At 60.0% G+C, this 26,853-nt stretch carries 18 protein-coding genes and 1 pseudogene; 10 read left to right on the forward strand and 9 right to left on the reverse strand.

Features of this window, described 5'->3' with window-relative positions; translation table 11 throughout:
* Nucleotides 1-19: 19 nt before the first annotated feature.
* The 6 genes from DDQ68_RS21800 to DDQ68_RS23230 form a co-directional block, all read right to left on the reverse strand.
* Nucleotides 20-2,206 carry a GH92 family glycosyl hydrolase gene (locus tag DDQ68_RS21800; RefSeq protein ID WP_245897461.1) on the reverse strand — a complete coding sequence of 729 codons (2,187 nt, stop codon included), beginning with the start codon at nt 2,204-2,206 and terminating at the stop codon, nt 20-22.
* Between the two features lie 142 nt (nt 2,207-2,348).
* Nucleotides 2,349-2,534, reverse strand: a complete 186-nt coding sequence (locus DDQ68_RS24900) for a basic secretory protein-like protein (protein ID WP_369076542.1) — start codon at nt 2,532-2,534, stop codon at nt 2,349-2,351.
* Nucleotides 2,483-3,070, reverse strand: coding sequence for a basic secretory protein-like protein (locus DDQ68_RS24490; RefSeq protein WP_162550328.1), 588 nt, complete (start codon nt 3,068-3,070; stop codon nt 2,483-2,485). The genes DDQ68_RS24900 and DDQ68_RS24490 overlap by 52 nt, the downstream gene beginning before the upstream one ends.
* Nucleotides 3,071-3,151: 81 nt before the next feature.
* The gene (locus DDQ68_RS21815) at nt 3,152-4,663 is read right to left on the reverse strand and encodes a RagB/SusD family nutrient uptake outer membrane protein (protein WP_109658186.1); all 1,512 of its coding nucleotides are present in this window, start codon (nt 4,661-4,663) and stop codon (nt 3,152-3,154) included.
* Between the two features lie 184 nt (nt 4,664-4,847).
* Complete coding sequence (locus tag DDQ68_RS21820; RefSeq protein WP_162550329.1) at nt 4,848-8,000, reverse strand: SusC/RagA family TonB-linked outer membrane protein; 3,153 nt, start codon at nt 7,998-8,000, stop codon at nt 4,848-4,850.
* A 166-nt stretch (nt 8,001-8,166) separates the two neighbouring features.
* The gene (locus tag DDQ68_RS23230) at nt 8,167-8,346 is read right to left on the reverse strand and encodes a hypothetical protein (RefSeq protein WP_162550330.1); all 180 of its coding nucleotides are present in this window, start codon (nt 8,344-8,346) and stop codon (nt 8,167-8,169) included.
* 410 nt (nt 8,347-8,756) lie between these two features.
* Here DDQ68_RS23230 and DDQ68_RS21825 point away from each other — a divergent pair, with 410 nt between their 5' ends.
* Together DDQ68_RS21825 and DDQ68_RS21830 are read left to right on the forward strand one after the other, a co-directional pair.
* Complete coding sequence (locus DDQ68_RS21825; RefSeq protein WP_109658188.1) at nt 8,757-11,033, forward strand: GH92 family glycosyl hydrolase; 2,277 nt, start codon at nt 8,757-8,759, stop codon at nt 11,031-11,033.
* A 104-nt stretch (nt 11,034-11,137) separates the two neighbouring features.
* The gene (locus DDQ68_RS21830) at nt 11,138-12,160 is read left to right on the forward strand and encodes a LacI family DNA-binding transcriptional regulator (RefSeq protein ID WP_109658189.1); all 1,023 of its coding nucleotides are present in this window, start codon (nt 11,138-11,140) and stop codon (nt 12,158-12,160) included.
* A gap of 134 nt (nt 12,161-12,294) precedes the next feature.
* Here DDQ68_RS21830 and DDQ68_RS21835 read toward each other — a convergent pair whose 3' ends face one another.
* On the reverse strand, nt 12,295-12,474 hold the full coding sequence (locus DDQ68_RS21835) for a hypothetical protein (RefSeq protein WP_162550331.1): 180 nt from the start codon (nt 12,472-12,474) through the stop codon (nt 12,295-12,297).
* A 461-nt stretch (nt 12,475-12,935) separates the two neighbouring features.
* Here DDQ68_RS21835 and katG point away from each other — a divergent pair, with 461 nt between their 5' ends.
* Together katG and DDQ68_RS21845 are read left to right on the forward strand one after the other, a co-directional pair.
* Complete coding sequence (gene katG, locus DDQ68_RS21840; RefSeq protein ID WP_109658191.1) at nt 12,936-15,230, forward strand: catalase/peroxidase HPI; 2,295 nt, start codon at nt 12,936-12,938, stop codon at nt 15,228-15,230.
* A 271-nt stretch (nt 15,231-15,501) separates the two neighbouring features.
* Nucleotides 15,502-16,161 (forward strand): aquaporin, encoded by a 660-nt coding sequence (locus DDQ68_RS21845; RefSeq protein ID WP_109658192.1) that lies wholly within the window; start codon nt 15,502-15,504, stop codon nt 16,159-16,161.
* A 110-nt stretch (nt 16,162-16,271) separates the two neighbouring features.
* Here DDQ68_RS21845 and DDQ68_RS21850 read toward each other — a convergent pair whose 3' ends face one another.
* Both DDQ68_RS21850 and DDQ68_RS21855 read right to left on the reverse strand, forming a co-directional pair.
* On the reverse strand, nt 16,272-16,541 hold the full coding sequence (locus DDQ68_RS21850; RefSeq protein ID WP_109658193.1) for a hypothetical protein: 270 nt from the start codon (nt 16,539-16,541) through the stop codon (nt 16,272-16,274).
* A gap of 548 nt (nt 16,542-17,089) precedes the next feature.
* Nucleotides 17,090-18,052 carry a Tn3 family transposase gene (locus DDQ68_RS21855; RefSeq protein ID WP_162550332.1) on the reverse strand — a complete coding sequence of 321 codons (963 nt, stop codon included), beginning with the start codon at nt 18,050-18,052 and terminating at the stop codon, nt 17,090-17,092.
* 585 nt (nt 18,053-18,637) lie between these two features.
* Between DDQ68_RS21855 and DDQ68_RS24140 the strand changes: the two are divergent.
* The 6 genes and pseudogenes from DDQ68_RS24140 (at nt 18,638) to DDQ68_RS21890 (ending at nt 26,810) form a co-directional block, all read left to right on the forward strand.
* Nucleotides 18,638-19,297: pseudogene (locus DDQ68_RS24140) on the forward strand (IS630 family transposase).
* Nucleotides 19,298-19,541: 244 nt separating this feature from the next.
* A complete protein-coding gene (locus tag DDQ68_RS21870) occupies nt 19,542-20,132 on the forward strand; it encodes a DUF4136 domain-containing protein (protein WP_109658197.1) in 591 nt (196 codons plus the stop codon).
* Nucleotides 20,133-20,377: 245 nt separating this feature from the next.
* On the forward strand, nt 20,378-21,145 hold the full coding sequence (locus DDQ68_RS21875) for a COG4705 family protein (protein WP_109658198.1): 768 nt from the start codon (nt 20,378-20,380) through the stop codon (nt 21,143-21,145).
* Nucleotides 21,146-21,266: 121 nt separating this feature from the next.
* Nucleotides 21,267-22,610, forward strand: coding sequence for a TolC family protein (locus DDQ68_RS21880; RefSeq protein ID WP_162550335.1), 1,344 nt, complete (start codon nt 21,267-21,269; stop codon nt 22,608-22,610).
* A gap of 91 nt (nt 22,611-22,701) precedes the next feature.
* Nucleotides 22,702-23,607 (forward strand): efflux RND transporter periplasmic adaptor subunit, encoded by a 906-nt coding sequence (locus DDQ68_RS21885; RefSeq protein WP_109658200.1) that lies wholly within the window; start codon nt 22,702-22,704, stop codon nt 23,605-23,607.
* Nucleotides 23,604-26,810 (forward strand): efflux RND transporter permease subunit, encoded by a 3,207-nt coding sequence (locus DDQ68_RS21890; protein ID WP_211320198.1) that lies wholly within the window; start codon nt 23,604-23,606, stop codon nt 26,808-26,810. The genes DDQ68_RS21885 and DDQ68_RS21890 overlap by 4 nt, the downstream gene beginning before the upstream one ends.
* Nucleotides 26,811-26,853 lie beyond the last annotated feature (43 nt).

The raw sequence follows: 26,853 nt of genomic DNA on the forward strand, positions 1-26,853 counted from the left end.
ACGCGCCGCAGGCCGGGCGCTACTTAGGCTTGGAGAACGAGTACGGCGCATCGTTGATGGCGGTGCTGCGCTGCTTGTTGGGCGTGGCGCTCATGTCAAAGTCGAGCACGGCGCCCTTCAGCAGTTCCTCGTGGCTGAGCCAGGTCTTGTCGTAGGGCTTACCGTTCACGGTCAGCGCGTTCACGTAGCGGTTGGCGGCCGAGTTTTTAGGCGCGTTCAGCACCACGTCTTTGCCGCCGGGCATGTGAATAATGGCCTTGGGGAAGAGGGGGGCCCCCAGCACGTACTGGTCGGTGGCGGGGCACACGGGATAGAAGCCCAGGGTCGAAAACACGTACCAAGCCGAGGTCTGGCCGTTGTCCTCGTCGCCGCAGTAGCCGTCGGGCGTGGGCAGGTAGAGGCGGTTCATCACCTCGCGCACCCAATACTGCGTTTTCCAGGGTTGGCCGGCGTAGTCGTAGAGGTAAATCATGTGCTGGATGGGCTGGTTGCCGTGGGCGTACTGGCCCATATTGGCAATCTGCATCTCCCGGATTTCGTGAATGACCTGGCCGTAGCCCGACTCGTCGAAGGTGGGCGGCAGGGCAAATACCGTGTCCAGGGTCGCCACGAACTTCTTCCGCCCCCCCATCAAGTCAATCAGGCCCTGGATATCGTGAAACACCGACCAGGTGTAGTGCAGGCTGTTGCCCTCGGTGAAGGGGTTGCCCCACTTGTAGGGGCTGAAGGGCGAAACGAAGGAGCCGTCCTTATTGCGACCCCGCATCAGGCCCACGGATTTATCGAACAGGTTGCGGTAGTTCTGGCTGCGCTTGGCGTAGAGTTCGATTTCCTTCTTGGGCCGGTTCAGCTTTTTGGCGAGCTGATAGATGGCGAAGTCGTCGTAAGCGTACTCCAGGGTGCGGGCCGCGCTCTCGTTCACCTTCACGTCGTAGGGCACGTAGCCGAGCTTATTGTAATAATCGACGCCGGCGCGGCCCACGGCGGGCATGGGGCCGGCGTTATTGGCCCCGTGCAACAGGGCCTGGTAGAGCAGTTCAATGTCCTGGCCGCGTGTGCCCTTGAGGTAAGCATCGGACACGACGGAGGCCGAGTTGTTGCCCACCATCACGCTGCGCAGGCCGGGGCTGGCCCACTCCGGCAGCCAGCCGCTTTCCTTGTAATCGTTTACCAGGCCCTGCTGCATCTCGGAGTTGATGTCCGGGTAAACCAGGTTGAGCAGGGGAAACAGCGCCCGGAAGGTGTCCCAGAACCCCGTGTCGGTGTAGAGGTAGCCGGGCAGCACCTGGCCGTTGAAGGGGCTGTAGTGCACGGGCTTGCCGGCGGCGTCCAGCTCGTACACCTTGCGCGGAAACTGGAGTGCCCGGTAGAGGCAGGAGTAGAACGTGCGCTGCTGCTCGACGGTGCCGCCGCTCACGTCCATCCGGCTCAGGGCTTGGTTCCAGGCGGTGCGGCCCTGCTGGCGTACGGCCTCAAAGTCCTGGTCCCCGATTTCTTTCAGGTTCAGCTCGGCTTGCTCGGGGCTGATGAATGACGAAGCCACCCGCGCCTGCACCTGCTCGCCCTTGCGGGTCTTGAAGCCGACGATGGCCCCGGCGTGCGCGGATTGGCTTTCCAGCACGTTCGGCACCAGGGCGTCGTCCTTGAAGATAACGTTGCTGGTGAAGTCGTGGTCGAACACCAGCACGAAGTAGTTCTTGAAATTCTGGGCCACCCCGCCGCTGTTACGGGTGGTGTAGCCGATGATTTTGCGCTGCTCGGGCAGTACCTTCACGTAAGAGCCGGTGCCCTGGTTCAGCGCGTCGATGACGACGTAGGCGCTGTCGGTTTTGGGGAAGGTGAAGCGGAAGCGGGCCGCCCGGTCGGTGGGCGTGATTTCGGTCGTCACGTCGTGGTCGGCCAAGTACACGCGGTAGTAGTTGGGCTCGGCCACCTCCGCCTTGTGCGAAAACCAGCTGGCGCGGGCGTCCTCGGCAAACACACGCTTGCCGGTGATGGGCATGATCGCAAACTGCCCGTAGTCGTTCATCCAGGGCGAGGGCTGGTGCGTCTGCTTGAAGCCCCGGATTTTATCGGCGCTGTACTGGTAGGCCCAGCCGTCGCCCATCTTGCCGGTTTGCGGCATCCAGGTGTTCATGCCCCAGGGCCGGCAAATGGCCGGGTAGGTGTTGCCGTTGGAAAGGTCGGGCTTGGAGTCGGTGCCCATGAGCGGGTTCACCCACTGGGCATAGTCGATGCCGGCAACGGCGGTGGTTTGGGCCCCGGCCGGGCCAGCGGCCACCAGGGCCCCGGCCGCGAGGGCGTAAATAAGGTTGCGCATTCAGCGAAGAAAGAAAGTGATGGGAAACTTACCGGTACGTGAGCTGCACGGCCGGATTAGCCGCGTAAGCCGCCCACAGCTCGTCAAGGGTTTGGCCGGTTTGCTGCTGCCAGATTTCCGGCGAGTAGATGCGGTTGCGGGCGGCCGCGTCCAGCGCGGTCACTATTTTGGGGTGCCCGTGCTGCTCCAGCCAGACCAGGAAGCGGGCCATGATGCGGTAGCTGTTGGTGTAGTTTTGCCCGGCCTTGTAGTTGGGTAGCTTCCGTCGCCCCGCACGTTGTTCACGCCGTAGGCGTAGCGCACGTAGTCGGCAATGCCCTCCGTGAGCCAGCCGGGGCAAGACCCGTTGGGGTAGGCTTGCACTACGTGCATCACCTCGTGCGTCACCACGCCCAGGTCTTCGGGGTGCTTGAGCAGCCACGCGGGGTTATAAGTGGCCACGCCGTTGCCGGTGGCGGCCACCCCGTCGTAGGCGGGGTCCACCACGAAGGTGATTTTCTTGAGCGTGCGGGGGTTGAAGCGCTTGGCTTCCCGCGGGTATACGGCGAAAAACGTGTCCATCATTCGCTGCTTAGTAACGGGCGAAAACGCGGAGTCCTTCGACACGAACACCAGCGTGTAGCTGCCCTTCGTCAGCGAATCCTTCGCCACATAGCCGGCCCCGGGTTTGGCCACCGGGGCCCCCTGGGCCGCGCCCGTTGCGGGCCGGCCCACGCCAGCGGCCACGAGGAGCAAAATAAGTGGTTTCATTCCCATGCTTACGCATTTTAGGGCCCCGGAGCGCCCCGCCCCAACTAGTGAGGTGCGGTATTCCGGGGCCCTGGTTTGTACTTACCAGCCGGGGTTTTGCACCAGCTTGTTGTTGTTGCTGATTTCGGCCGAAGGCAGGCCCCAGAGCAGGTATTTTGCCTGGAAGGGCGGTCCGACTTCCGCCTTGAAGCCCACCACATCTACGAATTTATTATTTACCACGTCGTAGGTTTTGCGGGTGCGCTGAATGTCGAAGTATGCCTTGTTTTCGTAGGCCAGCTCGTGGTAGCGCTCCTTCCACACGGCTTGCCGAAACTGCTCCTGGCTGAGGCCGGGGGTGAGGTTGGGCAGCTTAGCGCGCGTCCGGATGGCGTTCACCTGGGCATAGGCTTTGGCACTGGCCGCGCCCGCTTCGTTGGTGGCTTCGGCGAAGATGAGCATCACCTCCGGCATCCGCAGCAGGGTCCAGTTCTCGTCGCTTCCGTAGTTCCTGTTCAGGGCGCTTTCCAGCTGAAAGTACTTGTAGAGCGCGTGGGCGTTGAACTTGACGATGCCCGCCGCGGGGTTCTTGAAGGAGGGGTACTGCGAGAAGTAGAACTGCTGCTCCTGCGTCCGCAGGTCGCCGGCTTCGTAGCTATTAAAGAAACCATCGGTCGGAATCAGGGAGCCTGTTTCGTCGCCATAGGCCGAAATACCCGAGAAGTAAGGCACAACTTGCGAGCTGAGGCCGTTGGTGGCGATGCCATTGGCGTACTGCGCCTGCAATATCAATTCGCCCTGGTTTTTGTGCGGATTGTCGTGTAAATAGAGGTAGTTGTCGAACAGCGGGTAGTTACCGGCGTCAATTACCTTGGCGGCCTCATCGGCGGCTTTCTGGTAGTTCTCCTTGATTTGCATCGGGTAGCCGGCCGTGGTCAGGTACACGCTGGCCAGCAGCGACTGCGCCGCCGACTGCGAGATACGCCCGCTGCGGTCCACCACGGGTAAGCCGGCCGCTTCGGCCAGCTGCAAATCGCTGATGATGAGCTTATACACATCGGCCACCGGGCTGCGGGCGGGGTAGAGGTCGGGGCCGGGGCCCGTTACGGGGTTCGTCAGCAGGGGCACGTCGCCGTAGAGCTGGGCCAGCAGGCTGTAGAGGTAGGCCCGGATGAAGTACGCCTCGCCTAGCAAAGACTTCTTCTTGGCCTCGTCCATGCTGATGGCCGGGATGCGCGTAATGGCCAGGTTAGCCGATCCAATGCCGTTGTAGGCGCTGTTCCAGACGTCGGAAAAGAACGGGTTGGCCGGGTCAATGCTCTGGAGCAGCAGCTGCCCGTTGTTGAAGCTCTGGCCCAGGGTAGTGGCGTGCCCCGGCATCAGGTCCAGGGTTATCCAGATGGCCTCGCCGTAGCCGGTACCGTCCTGCACCAGGCGTAGGTTATCGTAGAGGCCGTCTATGGCCGACTGGGCTTGGCCGGCCGTGGTGTAGTAGTCGTCGGGCCGGAGGTTGGAGCGGCTGTCCACGTCCAGAAAATTTTTGCAACCGGTAGCCGCCAGCAGCGCCACGCTAAAAGCGGCGGGCCGGATAAAACGTTGGATGTTAGAAAACATAGGAGGTAGAAATTAGAGGTTAGGGTCTTAGGAATCAGGGTCTCAAAAAATAAGTCTTGTTAGGGAAGATTTAGAAGAAGTATGCCCCAGAAGCCAGTTACCAAGCTGGTACAAAATGAGCCGTGCGCGCTCCGGGTTGCTACATTTTTACTACTAAATTCTTAAACATTAAGACCCTAATTACTTAAAAAGACACATTCAGGCCGGCCGTAAAGCTGCGCGCCTTGGGGTAGTCGAAGAACTGAATCCCTTGCGAAAAGGCATTGTTGAAGGTGGACGTTTCGGGGTCGTAGCCGAAGTACTTCGTGATGAGGAAGTAGTTTTGGGCCGCTACGTACACCCGCAAGCGGGTCAGGCCGGCGCGCTTGGTCAGGGCGTTGTTGAAGTTGTAGCCGAACGAGGCGTTGCGCCCCCGGATGAAGGAGCCGTTCTCCACCTTGTAGGAGTCAATCCGGGTGTCGTAGGAGAGATAGGACGGCCGCACCTGGGCAATGCTCGTGTTCTGGTTGTCAGGAGTCCAGGCATCGGTCAGGGCGCGGGTGTAGCTGTTGGCCTGGCCGGTGCGGTCCTGAGCCGAGTGCTCGGTCAGGTTCATCACGCTGTTGCCGTAGGTGAACTGCAAATCCACCAGCAAATCGAAGTTCTTGTAGCGGAAGTTGTTGATGAACGTACCGAAGCCGGTCGGAATGTTCTTGCCCAGCAGCACCCGGTCCTGGTCGTTGATTTGCCCATCGCCGTTCTGGTCCTTGAACTTGAGGTCGCCAGGCAGGCGGTTATACTTGAGGGCTTGGTCAGCCTCCGCAGTGCTCCAGGTGCCCAGGCGCTCCAAGCCGAAGAACGAGCCCACCGGCTGGCCCACGCGCAGCACGTTGGTCTGGTTCAGGAAGTTTGGGCCGGGAAAGATATCGTCATTGGCCGCGCCCAGGGCCAGGATGCGGTTTTGCAAAAAGGAGATGTTGAATGTCGTGTTCCAGGTAAAGTCCGTGGTCTGCACGTTCACCGTGTTCAGGGCCAGTTCCAGGCCACGGTTGCGCACGCTGCCGATGTTGCTCGGGATGCTGCCGTAGCCGCTGCTGCGCGGCACCGGGGCGTTGAGCAGCAAATTGTTGGTAGTGCGCTGGTAGATGTCGGCCTCCAAGGTGATGCGATTTTGCAGCAGGCCCACGTTCAGGCCCAGATCAAACTGGTCCGCCGTTTCCCACTTCAAGGTCGGGTTGCCCAGTGAGTTAATGGCAATGCCGTTGGTACGATTGCCGTTGAACACGTAGCTGCTGGTGCCCAAAAAGCTCTGCGACACGTAGTTGCCGAAGTCAGGGCCACTGTTACCGGTGCGGCCGTAGCCGAAGCGCAGTTTCAGGTCCGAGATAATCGAATTATCCTTGAGGAAATCTTCCTCCGAGATGCGCCAAGCCACGGCTGCCGACGGAAACACGGCGCTCTTGTTATCGGCCCCAAAGCGCGACGAGCCGTCGCGGCGGATAGTACCGGTCAGCAGGTAGCGGTTTTTGTAGTTGTAGTTGGCCCGGGCGAAGAGGGAGAAAAATTGGTCGGCCTGGTAATCAGAGCTGGGCGGGTTGGGCGTCGAGCCTACGCCCAGGTTGTAGTAATTGTAAGCGTTGTCCACGAGCAGCGTCGTGCTGGCCCCGTTCGAGAGGCTATTGAAGCGCCGCGCGTCCACGCCGGCCACCACGTTCAACGTACCGTTCTCGCTGATCTGCTTGTTGAACGTCAAATAGTTCTGCCATTGTAGCGCCGTGGAGTTGAACGTGTTGAGGCTGGCGTAGCCCTGCTGCCCGCGCAACTGGATCAAGGTGCTGGCAAACGATGGGTCATTGCGCGATTCAATGGTCGTCCCCAGTACGCTGCGGAAATTCAGGCTCGGCAGAATGGTAAAGCTAGCATAGCCATTGCCCGAGAATATCTGGCGGCTGCGCAGCTCCTGGTCCTGCTGGGCAATCGCCACCGGGTTGTCGCCGCTCTCCATGTCGGGGTAGTCCTGGCGCTTGGCGTAAGTGCCGTCCAGGTACTTGGTGGGAAAGATGGAAGGCATCTCAATCATCATGCGCGGGATGTTGTTGCCCCCCGTAAAGTCGTTGCCGATGCTCTCGTTGATGTTGGAATAGTTGATCGTAGCTCCCACCTTTAACCACTTCTGTACTTGGTTATCAATTACCAGGCGGGCGTTGTAGCGCTTCTGGTAAGTGTTGATAATGGTGCCCTGCGCGTTGGCGTAGTTCAGGTACAGGCCGTAGGTAAGCTTGTCGTTGCCACCCGAAAACGACAGGTTGTGGTTCTGCGTCACCCCGGTTTGGGTGGTTGCATCCTGCCAGTCGGTGTCGTAAAGCGGGTTCAGGTTCTCGTCGAACAAGCGGTGCGGGTCGTTGGGGTTAGCCAGCGCCCGCCGCTTAATCATAGGGTTCTTGTTGACGTACTTACCAGCGGCCCAGCCAGCAGGGTCAAATTTCTGCACGTTCTGGTAGCCCAGGTCCTCAGTGGCCAGGAATCCCTTGGCATCGAGCACCGACAGCTTGCGGGCAATGTGGCTGACGCTCACGAAGGCGTCGTAGCTCACCTGCGAGCCTTCTTTGCCGCGCTTGGTCGTGATGATAATTACCCCGTTGCTGCCCTGCGAGCCGTAAATGGCCGTGGCCGAAGCGTCTTTAAGCACCTCGATGTTGGCAATGTCATTGGGGTTGATGCTGTTGATGCCCGAAGTCCAAAATACGCCGTCAACTACGATGAGCGGGTTGTTACCCGCGTTGATGGAGCCGTAGCCCCGGATGCGAATCACTGGGTTACCGGCGCCGGGCTGGCCTGAGTTCAGTGCCACACTCACGCCCGCTACCCGGCCTTGCAAACCCTGCCCGACGTTGATCACCGGGCGCTCGGTCAGCTCTTTGGCCGTTACACTGCCCACGGCGCCGGTCAGGTCCGAGCGCTTCTGGGTGCCGTAGCCCACCACCACTACCTCGTCCAGGGCCTTGTTATCCGTTACCAGCTTCACCGATAAGGTAGTGCGGCCGCCGAGGGCAATTTCCTGGGCTACGTAGCCCACCGAAGAAATCACCAGCGTTTCGTTGCCCGTGGGCAGGGTCAGCGTAAACCGGCCGTCGGCATCGGCGCTGACGCCCACGCCCACCGACCCTTTTACCACCACTGTAGCCCCCGGCAGTGGGCTGCCCTTGTCGTCTGTTATCTGCCCTTTCACCGTCGAGTCGACGTAGCGGAAGATGGGGGCCCCATGCGCTGCGGCCCGCGCGGCAGGCACTGCCACCGATGCTCCTACCGCGAGCAGCGATGCCCGGCACCAGTTACTGTTTAATAAAAAAGTTTGCATGGAAAAAGGGATGAGGGTGAAGAAAAAAGACGACCGGAAGGATGAGACGGCCGGAAACGAGAAGGCGATGAGAAAAATAAAAGTGAGCAATCGATTTTTTTCAGAAACAAACGATTGTTTTAGGGTGCTTAAATGTTTAAGCATCCCTGATGGGCTTTGTGACTCTTCAAACTGCTTTGCCCAAAGGCGGCAGCCGCTGGGCAAAGCCGCCAAAGAGCGGGGAAACGAAATAAGCAGAAAGAGCTAAAAAGTTATTTACTCTATTGATCAGGTAGTTATCAAGAGCTTCTTGCGTCGCAGAAAGCGGCAGAGAAACAAAGGGCGGCCGATAGAGGAGTCCGGTCATTCGGTGCTAGCTGCTTCGGCTAAAGCAACGGAAGGGTTTGGGCAAAGCTGCGGGGCAAAGTGTAGCGGGTTTTCGGGTGCCAATATCTACAATTTATTTTTATTATCATTATATAAAGGTATTACTAATGTTACGCACTGATTGCGCCTACGCTTCAGAAAGGGACTCCAGCTGCTTCAGCAAATACCCTTCCTACGCAATCCGTCAAAGTAGTGCGTAACATCAGGTATTATTTTACCAATTTGGCTCAAACCTTTTAGCATCCCCTTTAAATTGCTTTTCTTTGCGAACGCCTGGTTTGGCTAGCCGCGTTGCTGCCGCCAACGGCTTGTTTCCGGGTCCGTAGCCCGTAGCCTGTGGCCGCCCCCGCGTTTCGCCATTTTTTGTTTTCACCCCATCGTTGCCCCTGCATGACCACTTCCCTCCCGGGCCGGCTCCGGCCCGCCTGCAAACGATTCGCCTGGCTGCTGGGTGGCCTGCTGGCTTGGGCCACCGCCGCTCCGGCCCAAAGCCTCACCTCCTTTGTGGACCCCATGATTGGCACGGGCGGGCACGGCCACGTTTTTCTCGGGGCCAACGTGCCCTTCGGGGCTGTGCAGCTAGGGCCCCAGAATATTTTCAAGGGTTGGGACTGGTGCTCGGGCTACCATTATTCCGATAGCCTGCTGATTGGGTTCTCGCACACCCACCTCAGCGGCACGGGGGGCTCCGACCTGGGCGACGTGCTAGTGATGCCCTACACGGGGCCCCTCAAAACCGACAAGGGCCAGCAAAAGGCACCGCACCAGGGCTACCTCTCGCGCTACGCGCACAAAACCGAAACGGCCCGGCCCGGCTACTACGCCGTGACCCTGGCCGACTACGGCATCCGCGCCGAGCTGACGGCCACGGCCCGGGTGGGGATGCACCGCTACACGTTCCCGGCCGGGGCCCCGGAGGCGCACGTCATCATCGACTTAAAAGAAGGCATCAGCGATAAGTCCACCGATACGTACATCGAGCAGGTGGACGCGCGCACGTTCGTGGGCTACCGCTTCTCGACGGGCTGGGCCCGCGACCAGCGGCTGTACTTCGCCATCAAAACGTCGGTGCCCGTACCGCGGTTTGCCATTTACAACGAAGCTGCGCGGCTGACGGGCAAAAAGGGCCAGGGCGTGGCCATCAAGGGTGTGTTCAGCTTTCCTAAGTCGCCGGGCACGTTGCAGCTAAAGGTGGGCATTTCGCCCGTTAGCACGGAAAATGCGCTAGCTAACATCGCGGCCGAGATTCCGGGCTGGGACTTTGCCAAAGTGCAAAAAGCCGCCGATGCGCAGTGGAACCAGGAGTTGGCTAAAATCACCGTCGAGACGCCCGACCTGGTGGCCAAGCGCATATTCTACACGTCGCTCTACCACGCCTGGTTCGCCCCGGCACTCTTCAACGACGTCAACGGCGACTACTGCGGCACCGACAAAAAAGTTTACCCCAAGGCCCCGTTCGCCAACTACACTACGTTTTCGCTCTGGGACACGTACCGCACCGAGCAGTCCCTCTTCACCCTGGCCCAGCCCGAGCGGGTGGGCGACATGATGCAGTCGATGCTGGCCATTGGGCGGCAGCAGGGCAAGCTGCCCATCTGGCACCTGATGGGGAACGAAACCAACACGATGGTGGGCTATAGCGCCGTACCGGCCCTCGCCGAGGCCTACCTGAAGGGCACGCCGGGCCTGGACGCCAACGAGGTGCTGGCCCAGATGATTGCCTCCAGCACCCGCGACGACCAGGGCGTGCAGTACCTGAAGACCCTGGGCTTCATTCCGGCCGACAAGGAGCCCGAATCGGTAGCCAAGGCCCTGGAATACGCCATCGACGACTGGAGCATTGCGCAGGTGGCCAAGAAAATGGGCCGCCAGGACGACTACAAAACATACAGTGCCCGGGCCCTCTACTATAAGAAGTACTTCGACCCGAAAACGCGCTTCATGCGCGGCCTCACCACCGACGGCAAGTTCCAGCTGCCCTTCGACCCCATCCAGTCCATCCACCGCCAGAACAACTACACCGAGGGCAACGCCTGGCAGTACACTTGGCTGGTGCCCCACGACGTGCCCGGCCTCATCGGCCTGTTCGGCAGCGACGCCGCGTTTGTGCAGAAGCTCGACAGCCTGTTTGTGGTGCAGGGCAACCTGGGCGAGAGCGCCTCGCCCGACATTTCGGGCCTGATTGGCATGTACGCCCACGGCAACGAGCCCAGCCATGCTACCACCTACCTCTACGCCTATGCCGGCCAGCAGTGGAAAACTGCCGAAAAGGTGCGCCAGGTGCTGCGCGAAATGTACCGCGACCAGCCCGACGGCATCAGCGGCAACGAGGACTGCGGGCAGATGTCGGCTTGGTACATCATGTCGGCTCTTGGGTTCTACCCCGTTAGCCCTAGCAGCGGGGCCTACGTGCTGGGCAGCCCCCTCATGGACCGCGCCACCATCCGGCTGCCGCAGGGCAAAATGTTCGTCATTAACGCTAAAAATAACGGGCCTCAGAACCCTTACATCCAATCGGTTGCCCTGAATGGCAAGCCATACGCCAATAGCTACGTGCTGCATCGCGACATCGTGGCCGGTGGCACGCTGGAGCTGACGATGGGGCCCCGACCGAACACGGCGTTCGGCACCGCGGCGGCCAACCGGCCGAAGGTGGTGTACGAGTAACACCGCGTTGCTATGAATTATGAAGTAGAGATTATGAGTTGCGCCAGCTTTTACAGCTCGTGCCGCTCAGTAAATTCACAACTCCTAATTACCCCCTCCTTCCCGTGAAAAAGAAAATCCTCATCCACGACATCGCTAAGCACCTGGACGTGTCCATTGCCACGGTGTCGCTGGTGCTGAACGGCAAGGCCAAGGCGCAGCGCATCAGCGATGCGGTGGCCGAGCGGGTGCTGAAGTACGTGGACGAAGTAGGCTACAAGCCCAACCAGTTGGCCAAGAGCCTGCGCACGGGCAAAACGCACGTCATTGGCCTGATGGTAGAGGACATCGCCAACGCTTTCTTCGCCAAAATCGCTGCCCTGATTGAGCAGAAGGCCCTGGCTCGCGGCTACCGCATCATTTATTGCAGCACCAACAACGACGTGGCCCGCACCCGCGACCTGCTCACCATGTTACAGGAGCGGCATGTGGACGGCTACGCCCTAGCCGTGCCGCCCGGCCTTGAGGGCGAGGTGCGGGACCTAGTGCGCAGCGGTAAGCCCGTGGTGCTCTTCGACCGCCTACTGCCCGACGTGCTGGCCGATGCCGTGGTAGTGGACGGCCTCACGGGGACATACGAAGCTACCCGGCACCTGATAGCGCAAGGCTTCTCGTCGCTGGCCCTCGTCACGCTGCAATCGGAGCAGCTACAGCTGCGGGCCCGCCGGCATGGCTACGCGCAGGCCCTACAAGAGCGCGGCCGGCCCGAGCTGGTGCTGGAAGTGCCCTACGGCCAGGATGCCGAGCAGCTGGTGCAGTGCATTCTGCAGTTCGTGCAAGCGCACCCAAACTGCGACGCCATGCTCTTTACCACCAACTACCTGGGGGCCTACGGCTTGGATGCTCTCGTGCGGCTGGGCCGGCGCATCCCCGAACACATGGCCGTCATCTCCTTCGACGACAGCGACTTGTTTCGGCTCTACTCCCCGCCCATCACCGTCATCGCCCAGCCAATGGAGTTGATTGCCGAAAGCGTCATTAACGCCCTACTCGCCGCCTTGGAAGGCAGCAGCGAGCCCGGTCGCGTCACGCAAATCCAGTTGGCTCCGCAGCTACTGGTGCGCCAGTCGTCGGTGCGAGTTAGGTAGAGCAGTTTCCGCGCAGGTGTACTTGGGGTCGCACTAGATACTGTGATAAAAGGATTGCCATTCGGGCAAAACTTCTGTATTTTTAGGTCCCTTGAGGAGAGCTTTCGGATTCATCCTGCGTAGCCTCGGCCCGTTCATGTGGTCGGGGCTACTTCTTTTTCAGCCAGGTGCGCCGGGTGGTAGTGCGGGTCGTAGACACAATCATTCTTCCAGAGCGAGTAGCAACGCCCGAGTAGTTTGCGCATCACGGCAATCACGCCCGGCTTGCCGCTGGATTGATGGGCCCGTAAGCGGGCGTAAAAGGAGAGCATCAAAAAGTGTGGGGCAGTCGGGTCGTAGTCAAGGCAGGAGGGCGAGGGGCGGCTAACTGGCTCATCGCCCTTCACCAACAAGTACGGCTTCTCAAGTAACCTGCAAAGCGGTCGACCACCACTGCCCCACACTTTTTGATGCTCTCCAATTCTCTCCTGCTTAACTAGACCATCCCAATGTAGACCATCCCAATGGCCCTTCAACGGGTGTCACGCCGGCGTTGCTGTCCTGCGCTCCTTAAGGTCTTCTTAAAATATAGCCGCGGGCCCAGTATCTGCGTTTACCCTGGACGGCTATTAAACGGCCGGCTTATAAATGAGTACGTGCCAATCGTCTGCCTCGGTAGCTAATTAACCGCCGTTGCGATTTTTGACTCGTACTGGCCCGAAGCGTTGCCGTTTCGTGACGGCGCGTGGCGTTACTCACGGCTTACCCAAGTTCGACCACCTTATAGGAAACCAATATGATGTACATAACCAACGACAAGACCGACACCAAAACATTCGAAATGGCCGGCAAATGCCCCTTCGGCGGGGACCGCATCGGCGGCGCGGAAGGGTCGTCGCCTACTTTGTCCGACTGGTACCCCAATCGGCTGCGGGTAGAGCTTTTGCACCACAATGCCCCGGGTGCCAATCCGCTCGGTGAGGACTTTAACTACGCCGAGGCGTTCAACGCCATCGACTTGGAGGAGTTGAAGCAAGAAATCAAAGGCTTCCTGACTTCTTCGGTGGACTGGTGGCCGTCGGACTACAATAACTACGGCCCGCAGATGATTCGCATGGCCTGGCACTCGGCCGGCACCTACCGCATCGCCGACGGCCGCGGGGGCGCCGGGGAGGCGCTGCAGCGCTTCGCGCCCATCAGCAGCTGGTGGGACAATGGCAACACCGACAAGTCGCGCCGCCTCCTCTGGCCCATTAAGCAGAAGTACGGCAGCGCCCTATCCTGGGCCGACCTGATTGTGCTGGCCGGCAACTGCGGGCTAGAAGTCATGGGCTTCCCCACCTACGGCTTCGCCGGCGGCCGCCACGATGCCTGGGAGGCCGACGACAGCACCTATTGGGGCCCTGAGGTGTGGGACGGCAAAAAAGTGAACACGCCCGATAGCATGGTGACGCGCGACAAACGCTGGCGCGGCCAGAACGGCGATGCCGACTATGACCTCGAAAACCCGCTGGGGGCCACGCACCAGTCCCTGATTTACGTGAACCCCGAAGGCCCCTACGGCAAGGGCGACCCGATGGGCTCGGCGCGCGACATCCGCGTTTCCTTCTCCCGCATGGCCATGAACGACGAGGAAACCGTGGCCCTGATTGCCGGTGGCCACGCCTTCGGCAAGAGCCACGGCATGGTACCGGCGGCCGAAATCGGGGCCCAGCCCGAAATTGCGCCCATGGAGCAGATGGGCCTGGGCTGGCACAACCCCAAGGGCTCGGGCAATGCCGAAAACACGATGACCAACGGCATTGAAGGCAGCTGGACGCCCAACCCGACCCAGTGGGACAACGACTACCTCGTCAACCTGTTCAAATTTGAATGGGAGCAGACCAAGAGCCCGGCCGGCGCCCTGCAATGGACCCCGGTTGACAAGAGCGCGCCCAAAACACCCGATGCGCACATCCCCGGCCAGATGAATGCCCTGATGATGATGACGACCGACATCGCCCTGAAGGTGGACCCCGAATACCGCAAGGTGTGCGAGAAATTCCTCCACGACTTCGACGCGTTTACCCAGGCCTTCTCCAAGTCCTGGTACAAGCTGACCCACCGCGACATGGGCCCGCGCGAGCGCTACCTCGGTGCCGAGAAGGTAAACGAAAACGACCTGCTCTGGCAGGACCCCATCCCGGTAGCCGATTATGATGTAATCGACGCAGCAGATATCGCGGCGCTGAAGAAGTCAATTATAGCATCGGGTATTTCCGTGTCTGATTTGGTGTATACCGCCTTCTCTGCTGCAGTCACGCACCGCAGCAGCGACAAGCGGGGTGGTGCCAATGGCGGCCGGATTGCGCTGGCCCCGCAAAAGGACTGGGCGGTCAACCGCCGGACAGTACCGGTCATCGCGGCCCTGCGCACGGTGATGGACGAATTCAACGACCAACAGCACGGCGGCAAACGGGTATCGCTCGCCGACCTCATTGTGCTGGGCGGCTGCGCCGCGCTCGAAAAAGCCGCCGCCGATGCGGGCGTTGCAACCAAGGTGCCCTTCACGCCAGGCCGCCGCGACACCACGCAGGAACTCACCGACATTGAGATGTTTACATGGCTCAAGCCCGTGGCCGACGGATTCCGCAACTACCTCGATAAGGGCTTTGGCGAAATTTCGCAGGACGTTTCTCCGGAGGAGATGTTTCTTGATAAGGCGCAGCTCCTCTCCCTCACTTCACCGGAGTGGGTAGCACTGACGGGGGGTCTGCGCGCAATGAACGCCAATCACGACGGCTCGCCTTATGGCATCTTTACCGACCGCGTAGGTGTGCTCACCAATGACTTCTTTACGGTGCTGACAAGTCCGGATTTCGACTGGAAGAAGGCGGACGAGAAGGGCATGACCTTCTCGCTTGACAACCGCGCGACGGGTGAAAGCCGCTTCGTGGCGACCCGGTCTGACCTCATCTTCGGCTCCAACGGCCAGTTGCGGGCAGTGGCGGAAGTGTACGCCGGCAGCGATGGCCACAAGCGCTTCGTGAAAGCCTTTGTGAAGGCGTGGGATAAGGTGATGATGCTCGACCGCTACGACATGAAAGTCTGAGGATAATAAAGGTCAGAAAGGATGAGGCCATGCCCTTACTGAAAAGGATACTCGTTGCTCCATTTCGGTAAGGGCATGGCCTCACCCCTTCTATTACGCTTCCTGGTGTGGCACAACCAGCTCTTCAAGTAGCATTATAAGCTAGTCTTTTAGGTGAGTGGTGGCAATAACAGCCGAAAAAGTCACAGCAGCGAGGCGGCCAGCAGGCAAGGCCTAGCGCTACTTATGCGGGCTCCTAAACACTTCGTTTCCTGTTCTCTCCCCCTCTTTTATGAGTGATACCACTGCTAATCCGTTGGGTAGTCAGGCCTTTCGTTCGGCTCTAGCTGAACTGCTGGGCACCTTTTTCCTGGCCCTGGCCGCCCTTACCGTTGCGGCGCCCCTCACGCCTTTTGCGGTGGGGCTCACGCTGCTCGTTTTTGTGTATGCGGTGGGTAGTCTGTCGGGCTCCCACCTCAACCCGGCCGTGACTGTGGGGCTGGTGGTCAGCCGGCGTTTCCCGTTCGCCCATGGGTTGCTGTATATAGTGGCCCAAGTGGCCGGGGCCTTGCTGGCGCGCCTCGTGGCCGGGGCCGGACTGGTGGGCGAACTGGGCCACAGCTACCAATCGGGTACCATTGCCGCGGAGTTCGTGGGCTTTGGCATTCTGATGATTACGGTGGCCGCGACTACCGAAAAGCAGGTGGTCAAAGCGGGCAGCGGCATAGCGGTGGGCGGCGCGCTGCTGACCGGCCTACTGGTCAGCCACGGGGTGCTGAACCCCGCCGTAGCCCTGGCAATGGGCCTGGCTACTTCCCCGGCGATGTGGGCTACTTTGGTGAGCGCCGTGGTGTTCAGCCTATTGTTCTCCCTTATCCAACAAGCTAAACCCGCCGAAGTAAAAGAAGAATCGAAGCTTGTTTCCAAAGCGCTGGCCGATAATTCGCAATAAGCGGCAAATGGTAATCTAAAAAAGGGAGTGGGGTATAACGAGGTGGTCTAGTTAGGCAGGAGAGAATTGGGTAATATCATTAAGTTACTATTGGTGAAAGAGATATGGCTTTAAATAGCCGATGCTAGAACGGCGCAGGTCGTGGTTGTAGTAGTCAAAATACGCGGCAACGCTAGCTTGCCGTCGGCCAGGTCGGCAAATACGGGCCAGTCACGAAGTTCGAGCAGTTCGGTTTTGAGGCGCGACCAGCGGCTTTCGGCCTGGGCATTGTCGTAGCACCCGGCCCGTTGGCTAGGCGAGCGTTGGGCCTTCGCGTAGCGCAATAGGGCTTTGTAGGCGTTGCCCACGTACTGGCCGTCCCGGTCGGAGTGAACAATCAAGCCCGGGACGGGCCGCTGGGCTAGCAGTGCGCGTTATAAGGCCGTGGTGACCAGCGCCTCAGGCACATCGGCGCGTACCTGCTAGCCGACCACTTGCTTAGTGCATACGTCCTGAAAGGCGCAGCGCTGCCTGTGGATGGAATCGGTGGTGCACAGGGTGGACGCCTTGGGCTGCAAGGCTTTCCGCTCATGCCGGCGCAGGGCCGCGCGTAGGCGCTAGCGGCCTTGGTTAAAAGTTTGGCACAAAGGTTAAACGAGCCGTTGCTTGCTAGTCGCCAGTCGCTGCCCGGTTCACGCTCCCCACTGCGCGGCGGTGGGCCCAGAAAGGTACGCCTTGCTAGCCCCCGCTAATTGGTGGCTGTTATACAGGTATAAATGGGGCCAGAAAGTGGAACCACCTACGTATCCTGATGGCCCCACCTTGTTGACCTGTTTGGCATGCTCAGCGATTCTGCCTGCAGCAGGGCCAACGACTAACAGTTCAACCTGGATGAACTTGGCGACGACTCGCTGGAGAGTTGGCCTTGGTTAAAAGTTTGGTCCAAAAGTTAATCGGACGGAGCCGGAGTTTGCTCCCAATTGAAGGCGAAGAGGGCTTCGATATCAAAGCGCAACGAGTCCTTGAGGGCGTCGTCGGAGAAGTCAAACTCGCCGTGCAGGTTGATATGCTGCCAGCTGACGGGCGAGCTGACGGCGATGGCGTCGGCCACCGACTGGCGCTCGGCCGCCGGAGCCTGGAATAAATATTGATTGAGGTAGAGACAGTTCCAGCACACAATCGTGTTTTGCACGAGCCGTTTACAGGCGTCGGCTAACTGCTGCTCTTCCTTGCCGGCGTGGGGAACCTGCCCGTTTTGGCCATAGAACACGGCCCGGGTGAAGGTATGCGTGCTTTCGAGCTTGTCGAGTTGGTCGTCGATGCGCTTGCGCAGACTTTGGTTGTCCATGTAGCGGAGCAGGAATTTGGTGCGCACCACCCAGCCCAGCTCGCGCAGGGCCAGGTAGACGGGGTGCTGCTGGGAATAGGAGTTGAGCCGGCGCAGCAGGGTGGAGGCCGTGACGTGCTTTTGCTTGAGGCTCACCACCAGCCGCAGCAGCGTATCCCACTGGGCCTCGATAAGGGTGTGGTCGATGTACTTGACCGGGGCCAGGCCGTAGGCCGTCAGGTCGGGCACGTCCATCCCGGCATAGGCGTAGAAGTGCTGGTCCTGAAAGGACTGGATGCGGGACGCGAATTCGATGCCCAATAAGGCGGTGAGGGCGAAGTTGACTTCGGTAAAGCCGTGGGTGTCGGTGCTGTGAATGGTGGACTCGACCACGTCGTTGTGCAGCAGGCCATCGACCAAGTACGGGGCCTCCCGCTCGGACGAGCTGAAGGTAGTCGAGTAGAAGAGCCGGTGGCGGTCGTCGAGAAAGCCGTGGGAAACGATGCCCTTTTCCTGCCCAAAGTATTTATTGGAGTAGGTGGCGTGAATCGAATTCACGGCAACATAGTACTTGGGGTAGCGCAAGAGTAGGAACAGAAATTCCCGGTAGGCGCTCCTAACGTCAGAATGTAGTACGGAGCAAAGTGCTTTTGTCTCAATAAGTCACGTCTTGTAGTTGACAAGAGCCATTGATTAACGAGATACCCAAACGAGACGCATTTGTCAGGCAGCCGCCGCCTGTCATTCAGAACTGCCCTGGTAACGTTAAAACGCCCTTATTTTGAGACAGCCTGTCTGGCAAAATTCGAGGCCACGGCCCTAACGGGAATTTCTGTTCTTACTCTCGTATGATTGTGTGGCCTCAGGGTGAGACCAGCCAGAAAAGGAAACGGGGACATCGTCTTACTCTAAGTGCGGGGCCTTGGTGGCCTTGACGCTGCGCGCAAGAGACGGTGCCCCGTTTCCCGTTTTGCCGTTTTGTTATCCTTTACCAACAAGCTCTTACGTCGTCAGCGCACCACAGGCACGCTCGCCGCGCTCCCGCTACACCCTGGCCCGGCTCCCCGCCTGGATACCGCCGGTGACCAACGCCTACCCGCCTGCCTGCGCGAGCAGCCCGATGCCACCCTGGCCGAAGTGGCGCAGGCCCTGCTGGCAGCCGGTGGCCCGGTGCTGAGCACCAGCGCTACCTGGCGGGCGTGTGAGCGCCTGGGCTGGCGCCGCAAAAAAAGCAGGCACGCCGCTGAGCGCGACACGGAGTGGGTCGTAGGGTTGCGGAAAGAATTTGTGGAAGCACTGGCCGAAGAGGATTTTACGCGCTTCGTCTTTGTCGAGGAAACCAGCACGAATCTGATCTACTGCCGCCGCTACGGTCGCGCCCCTGGCGGGCAACGGCTGCAACCGGCGGTGCCCCTGCACAGCGGACCGAACGTGACGCTGCTGGCGGCCCTCACCCCCGCTGGCCTCGGGGCGCTGCTCTGCGTCAACGGGGCGGTAAACGGGGACGTTTTTGCCGCCTACCTGAACCAGGTACTTGGGCCTATCCTCCGGCCCGGCGCCGTGGTAGTGCTCGACAACCTGTCGGTGCATAAAGTGGCGAGCCTGGACGAAATAGCGCACAAATAGGGGGCGCGGCGGCTGTATTTGCCGCCCTACTCGCCGGATTTCAACCCGATTGAGCTCGCCTTCAGTAAGCTCAAAACCTGGTTGCGAACGGCACAAGCCCGCACCCGCGACCTGTTGGAAAAGGCTATTTGCGCCGCTGCCGAGTGGATAAGCGAAACCGACGCTAAAAATTGGTTTGACCACTGCGGATATCATGTACACTAACTTGGTAACCGCTCTAACATATTGATTACAATCAAGCCGGGCACTTGATTCTTGTCATGGTTCCGGTCGGGTGCCCAGCTAAACTTTGCGGCATGGTAACTAATGCGCCGAAGTGCCGTCAGGTAGCAAGGTGTAGCGTGAGTGCCGTTAGGCAGCAAGGTGTAGCATGGGCAAACAGCTTGTTCCACAGTTTGATAGCTGACGGCAGTTGAGCAATTCTTTCACTTCGCTTAATTCCTTTTCCATGAAAAAAATCTTGTTAGGTCTCGCTCTGGCCCTCGGTGGGCTGAACGCCTGCACATCCGCGGTAAGCGTGGAGAAGCGCGCTAATGTCAACTTCAATGAGTACCGCACCTTCGACTTTGCCGAGACGAAAGTCAAGAGTACCGGTGAGCAGAGCTCGTCGAGCAGCCTCGCCGCGCAGGAGCGCGTCAAGCTGGCCGTTACCAACGAGCTGATAAAGCGCGGACTAAGCCAGACCACCAGCAAGCCCGACCTGCTTGTTTCGACCCATAGCTACGTGGACCAGGCCGAACGCACCGTGTACAACACGTACGCCGGACCGGGCTACGCTTACCCTTATACGGTGGGCTACGGCGGGGCTTATCTGCCCATCAACTACGGCTACTGGTACACTCCCTCATATTACCAGAGGCCCCGCACCGTGCAGTACACGCAAGGTACGGTCATCATTGACTTCATCGACCGTCGCACCAACAACCTTGTGTGGCGCGGCTCGATGGACAACCCCGTGGATGACACCGGCCGTCTGGGCAGCGAGTTCAGCCTGTTGGCCAAAGACATTCTGGACAAGTTTCCGATTAAAACAAAGTAGGCGCTCGCAGCTAAACAATAGGCCCGCAACTTACGTTGCGGGCCTATTGCGTGTTAAGCCGCCTGCTTATTTGATATCTTCTCAGGAACCAGAAAATTCTATACGTCAACCGTCTAAAAGACAGCTCCTGAATAGCTACGCAACAGTAAACGATTTGTCCATGGTCCGTTGCCAGCTAGGCGTTTATTGAAATATATAAAACGGATAACTTGTACCTGACAACTTAAAAGTCCAGCCGCCAGACCATGAAGCAGATGCTCAATAAAGTGCCAGCGGTGACGCTAATTTTCTGGATTATCAAAATTATGGCCACCACTGTGGGCGAAACTGCGGCCGACTTCCTTTCCGTCAAACTTAAGCTGGGCCTGACCAACACGTCGTATATCATGGCGGGCCTGTTGGTCGTAGCGCTGGTGTTTCAGCTGCGGGCTAAGCGCTACATACCCGCGCTTTACTGGACGGTCGTGGTGTTTATTAGCGTGGTCGGAACGCTGATTTCGGATAACCTGGTGGATAACCTGGGCGTTAGTTTGGTGACCACGACCATCATCTTTGCCACCTCGCTGGTCGTGGTATTTGCCCTCTGGTACGTGCGGGAGAAAACGCTGTCCGTGCATTCCATCCAGACGACCCGACGCGAAATATTTTACTGGTCAGCCATTCTCTTCACCTTCGCGCTCGGCACTTCGGCCGGCGACCTGATTGGTGAAAGCCTGGGGCTGGGCTATCCGCTCTCGGCCCTACTGTTTGGGGGCCTTATCGCCGCTACGTTCCTGGCCTACCGCTACCTAAACCTGAACGCAGTGCTGGCTTTCTGGACGGCCTACATCCTAACCCGGCCGCTGGGCGCCTCCTTGGGCGACTTGCTGACGCAGCCCGCTAAGGCGGGCGGCCTGGGAGTAAGTACAATGATCATCAGCGGTATTTTTCTGACTTCCATTGTGCTGCTAGTCGGTTATTTATCGTGGCAGCCGCAGCAATCCAGCGCGGCCGACGCGCCACTGGCGGAGTAACTCCCTATCTGGTGGCTTTCACGGCCTAGCGCCTCCGCTCTAGCTAGGTTAGCCCGGCCCTACTGAAAGTCCTCAGATTCGGGCGGATACTTGCGGCCGATTTCGTCCTATGTTAGCTGCCATGCTATTTTGTCCTCTTACACCACACGGTCGGAGCCTTTGCTTATCCTTATTACTGATAACCAGCCTACTATCTTCCTTAGCTGGTTGGGCGCAACCCGCCGGCCCGGCCCGCAACCTGGATTTTTACCTGGTCCAGGCCCGCGACAACAGCCCACTCACCCACGAAATCCGCAACCAGGGCCAGGCCGCGCAGCTCGAAACCGAGCGCCTGCGCGCATTTTATACCAAAGCCACGGGGACACTGGTGGCCAATTACACCTTCGTGCCCGTACTCAGCCAGGACAACGGTCGCACCCAGCTCAGCTACTCGGCCGATGCCAACAGCAATCGCTATGTGGGCTACGACCTGGCCTTGAGCAACGGGGCACTTTACCAGGGCTACGCCCAGGTAACGCAGCCGCTGTTCAGCCAAAAGCGCTTTGAGGCCTACGCCCAGCAGGCCCAGGGGCTGGCCCTAAGCCAGCAGAACCTGGCCCGCCTCTCGCTCCACGACCTGGAGCGCTTCGTGGGCGACCAGTACATCCTGTGCCGCCAAGACCTAGACCAGCTCAGCTACGTGCGCGAGCTGCTCGATATTTTGGGCCGCCAGCGCCTGCTGGTGCAAAAGCTCGTGGATGCCAGCCTGCTCAAGCGCTCGGACTATCTGCTGCTCAATATTGAGGTCGAAACCCAGCAGATTTTCCTGAATACCTACCGCACCGCCTACCACCGCGATTTGCTGAATCTGAACGTGCTATGCGGCATCGGCGATACCAGTGAGGTGGCGCTGGCCCCGACTGAATTGTCTTTGCGTGGTCAGGGGCCACTGGTAGGCCTCTCGGGCTTCACCGAGCGCTACCGGCTCGACAGCCTGGTGCTAATGGCCAACCAGCGCGTCTTTGAAACCCGCTACCAACCCCTGGTGAGCGCCTTCGCTAATAGCGGCCTGAACGCCGTTGCCCTGAGCGACATTCCGCGCCGCTTCGGTGCCAGCGCGGGCCTGAGCCTGAGTATGTATCTGTTCGACGGCCATCAGCGCCAGTTTAGCCGTGACCGCACCAGCGTGCTGCTCGAAACTACCCGCGCCTACCAGCGCAACTTTGCCACCGTCAATCCCGTGCGCCAGCAGCAATTGCTGTATGAGTTACGCCAGATTGAGGGGCGCCAGCGCCTAGCCCGCGCGCAGATTGCCAGCTACCGCCAGGTACTCGACTCCTACAAGCGCGAAACTATTGCCGGCCAGCTTTCGGTAATATTTTACGTGCAGGTGCTCAAGAACTACGCCGTGGCTGCCCGCGACCTGGTGCTGCTGGAGAATAACCGCCTGCTGCTGGTGAACCTCTATAATTACTGGACGTGGTAGCCCTGCGGGTAAGGAGGAATGAGGAATATCTCCTGCAATTCTCAATTCCTCATTCCTCCCTACCCGCAGGCGCTGCCGCCAGGACGACCTAATGAAACGCCTTCTATTCCCTCTCCTCCTGCTCGCTGCCTGCCACGGCGGCGCACCCGCCGACGAAGCCAGCCCCACGCCCCGCGCCCAGGTGCAGGCCGTGCGGGTTTCGACCCAAAACCTGACCCAGTACCGCACCTTCCCGGCCACCTCCGTATACCCCCGCAAAAGCACCGTGACGGCTCCCGTGGCCGGCTACGTGACGGGGGTAAAGGTGCGCCTGGGCGACCGCGTGACGGCCGGGCAGGTGCTCTTTACCCTCGAAACCAAGGAGCGCCGGGCGCTGGGCAGTTCCATCACGCGCATTGACCCCAGCCTTAAGGGCTTTGGGCTGGTAACGGTGAACGCTCCTTCGCCGGGCATTGTCAGCGTACTTAATATTCAGCAGCCCGGCGACTACCTGCTGGAAGGAGCATCGCTCTGCACGGTTGCCGAGAGCAGTCAGCTCGTATTTCAGCTGAATTTACCCTACGAGTACCACGCCCTGGCCCAGGGCCGCCCGGCCTGCACCATCGTGCTGCCCGACAGCACCCGGCTGGCCGGTACGGTACAGGCCCCGCTGGCCAGCGTGAGTCCCGGCCAGTCGGAAATCTACCTGGTGAAGCCCGACCAGCCCACGGGCGTGATTCCCGAAAACCTCATCGTGCAGGTACGCCTGACCCAGACCCGGCAGCCCAACGCCCAGACGCTGCCCGCCAGCTGCGTGCTGGCCGACGAAACCCTGCACGACTTCTGGGTAATGAAGCTGCTAAACGACTCTACGGCCGTGAAAGTCCCGGTGACGCTGGGGGTGCAAAACCCCTCCGAAATAGAAATCAAGCGCCCGATTTTCAGCCCGAACGACCGGATTCTGAGCTCGGGCAACTACGGCCTGGCCGACACGGCCAAAGTGAAGCTGGTACGATGAGCGAGCCCACGACCCTCCCCCCCCCCGCGCCACCCCAAGCCGCCGCGCCAACCCCTGGCGACCCGGCCGGCCGGTCGTATTTCCAGACTTACCGCAAGCCCATTCTGCTGATGGGCCTGCTGCTGCTGGCGGCCGGTTTATTCGCGTACTCGCGGATGCAAACGGCCCTGTTTCCGGAAGTTAATTTCCCCAAAATCACCCTCATCGCCGATGCCGGACAGCAGCCCATCGACCGGATGATGATAACCGTGACTAAGCCCTTGGAGGCCGCCGTGAAGCGCGTGAAGGGCGTGACGGTGGTCAAGAGCAGTACCAGCCGGGGCTCGTGCGTGATTCAGGTTTTTTTGAGCTGGAACGTGGACGTGTACAGCACCAAGGCGCAGCTAGAAAGCCGCGTCAACGAGATAAAGGCGCTGCTGCCAGCGGGCGTCACCATCACCACCGAGGCCATGAACCAGTCGCTGTTTCCGGTGCTGGGCTATTCGCTGGAGAGCAACTCGCGCTCGCCCATTGCCCTGCGCGACGCGGCTAATTTACTGGCCCGGCCGCTGTTTTCGCAGGTGCCGGGTGCTTCCAACGTGGTGGTGCGCGGCGGCAAGGCCAAGGAATTTGTGGTGACGCCCGACGCGGCGCGGCTAGCCAGCCAGCGGCTCACCCCGGCCCAGCTGCAGGCGGCTTTTGCCAACACCAACTTCGTGCAGTCGGCCGGCCAGCTGGCCAGCTTCCGCCGCCTCTACCTTACCCTCACCGATACCCGCCTGAGCACCCTCGACGACCTCAAGCAGGTGGTGGTGCGGGCCGACTCGGGCCGCGTGGTGCGGGTGCGCGACGTGGCCACGGTAGATATTCAGGAGCAGCAAGAGTTCATCATCATCAACGCCAACGGCCACGACGCGGTGCTCATTGACCTGGTGAAGCAGCAGGGCGTGGACCTGACCACCTTCGCCGCCGATGCCCGCGCCAAAGCCGCCGAGCTGCGCCGCCTCCTCCCCCCCGGCATGACGCTGAAGCCCTACTACGACCAGTCGGTGTTCGTAACAGACAGCATTGACAGCGTGATACATAGCATTGTGGAAGGGCTGGCGCTGGCCCTTCTGGTAATGATAGTGTTTCTGCGCTCATGGCGGGCCAGCCTGGCGGTGCTGCTTACTATTCCGGTCACGGTCTGCTTCACGCTGCTGATGCTCTACCTGTTTGGCATCACCATCGATATTATGTCGCTGGGGGCCATCGCGGCCTCGGTGGGGCTTATTATTGACGATGCCATCGTCATCATCGAGCAGATATACCGAGGGCACGAGGAAAACCCGGAGTACGACAACGTGCGGGTGGTACGGGTGGCCATCGCGGGGCTGTTTCCGGCGATGGTGGCCTCGTCCTTGAGCACCATCGTTATCCACTTTCCCTTCCGGTTGATGAGCGGGCTGGCGGGTAGCTTCTTCAAGGAACTATCTGATACGATGCAGATTACGATGGTCTGCTCATTTCTGGTAACGTGGCTACTGCTGCCGGTGCTGCACCTGCTCATCGGCTACCGGGCGGGCAAGAATGCCCACGCCCACAATGCGGCGGCCGAGCAGGCCGAAAAGCTCAGTTGGCTCACCAACCTATTTGCCCGGCCACTGCTGGCGCTAGCGCTGCTGCTGAGCCTGGGACTCGGGGCGTACCTAGCCTCCGGGCGGCTCGAAACCGGCTTTCTGCCCGACCTCGACGAGGGCACCATCGTGCTCGACTACTTCATGCCGCCGGGCACCAGCCAGGCCGAAACCGACCGCGTGTTGCGGCGCGTCGAGGCAACTATTATTACTAAAAACCCTGAAATTCAGAGCTACTCACGACGTACGGGCACCCAGATGGGCTTTTTCACCACCGAGCCCAACTACGGCGACTACTCCATCCAGCTCCGGCGGGACCACAAGCTCACAACCCCCGAGGTTATCGCCCAGCTGCGGGAGCGCATCCACGCCACCGAGCCGGCCCTGGACATTGACTTCGGCCAGCGCATCGCCGATTTGCTGGGTGATTTGATGAGCAGTGCTAAGCCAATTGAGGTAAAAATTTTCGGCGACGACCGCAAAACCCTCGAAAAGCTCTCAGCCCAGCTCGGCCAGGCGCTGGCGCAGGTGCCCGGCGTGGCCGACGTGAACGACGGGTTGGTGGCGGCCGGCCCCACCATCGTGTTTCAGCCCGACGTGGCCAAGCTGGCCCGCTACGGCCTGACGGCCCTCGACTTTCAGGCTCAGCTCAGCAATCTCGTGGGCGGGCAGGTGCTGGGGGCCAACGGCGCGACGCAGACCAGCATCTCGCCGGCGCAGGCAGGCCAACTGGGTGGCATCCAGGTGGGGCAGGTGCAGGACGGCGAGCAGCTGCGCCAGGTGCTGCTGCGCTACGTGGACTTCAGCCAGAACTCCCTAGCCCAACTCAAAAAGCAGGTTATTGCCCTACCCAACGGCAGCGTGCGCCCACTGTCTTTCTTCGCCACTATCAGCGTGGAAGCAGGTGAAGTGGAGCTGCGGCGCGAAGATTTAAAGTCGGTGGCCGTGGTTACCGCCCGCCTCGCCGGGCGCGACCTGGGCTCGGCCATCCAGACTATCCGCCAGCGCGTGGAGAGACAGCTGGCCCTCCCCCCCGGCTACACCATCGTGTACGGCGGAGCCTACGCCGAGCAGCAGGCCTCGTTTCATGAGCTTTTACTTATTCTGCTCACGGCCTGCCTGTTGGTATTCGCGGTGCTGCTATTTCTGTTTCGCGAGTGGCTGGTGTCGTTGCTGGTAATCTTCATCTCCGTGATGGGCATCACGGGCTGCGTGCTGGGGCTATTTTTCGCGGGCATTCCGCTGAACGTGAGCAGCTACACGGGTATTATTATGATAGTGGGCATCATCGCGGAGAACGCCATTTTCACGGTGCATCAGTTCTACGAGTCCTTGCGCGAGACGGGCGACGTGGACACGGCCATTCGCTACGCCATCGCCCTGCGCATTCGGCCCAAGCTGATGACAGCCCTCGGGGCCATTCTGGCGCTCTCACCGCTGGCGCTGGGCATCGGGCTGGGCGCGCAGATGCAACAGCCGCTGGCCGTGGCCGTGATTGGTGGCTTTGTGGTGGCGCTGCCTATGTTGCTGTTTGTGCTGCCCACCGGCATGCGCCTGATTTACCTCCGCCGCGGTGGCGCGCGCGAATTAACCGAACATGAGGGATAGCTGGACAATGGCAATTAATTATCCCAGCCTACTCGGTACGTTC

It is taken from the genome of Hymenobacter nivis, from assembly GCF_003149515.1.
GTDB lineage: Bacteria > Bacteroidota > Bacteroidia > Cytophagales > Hymenobacteraceae > Hymenobacter > Hymenobacter nivis.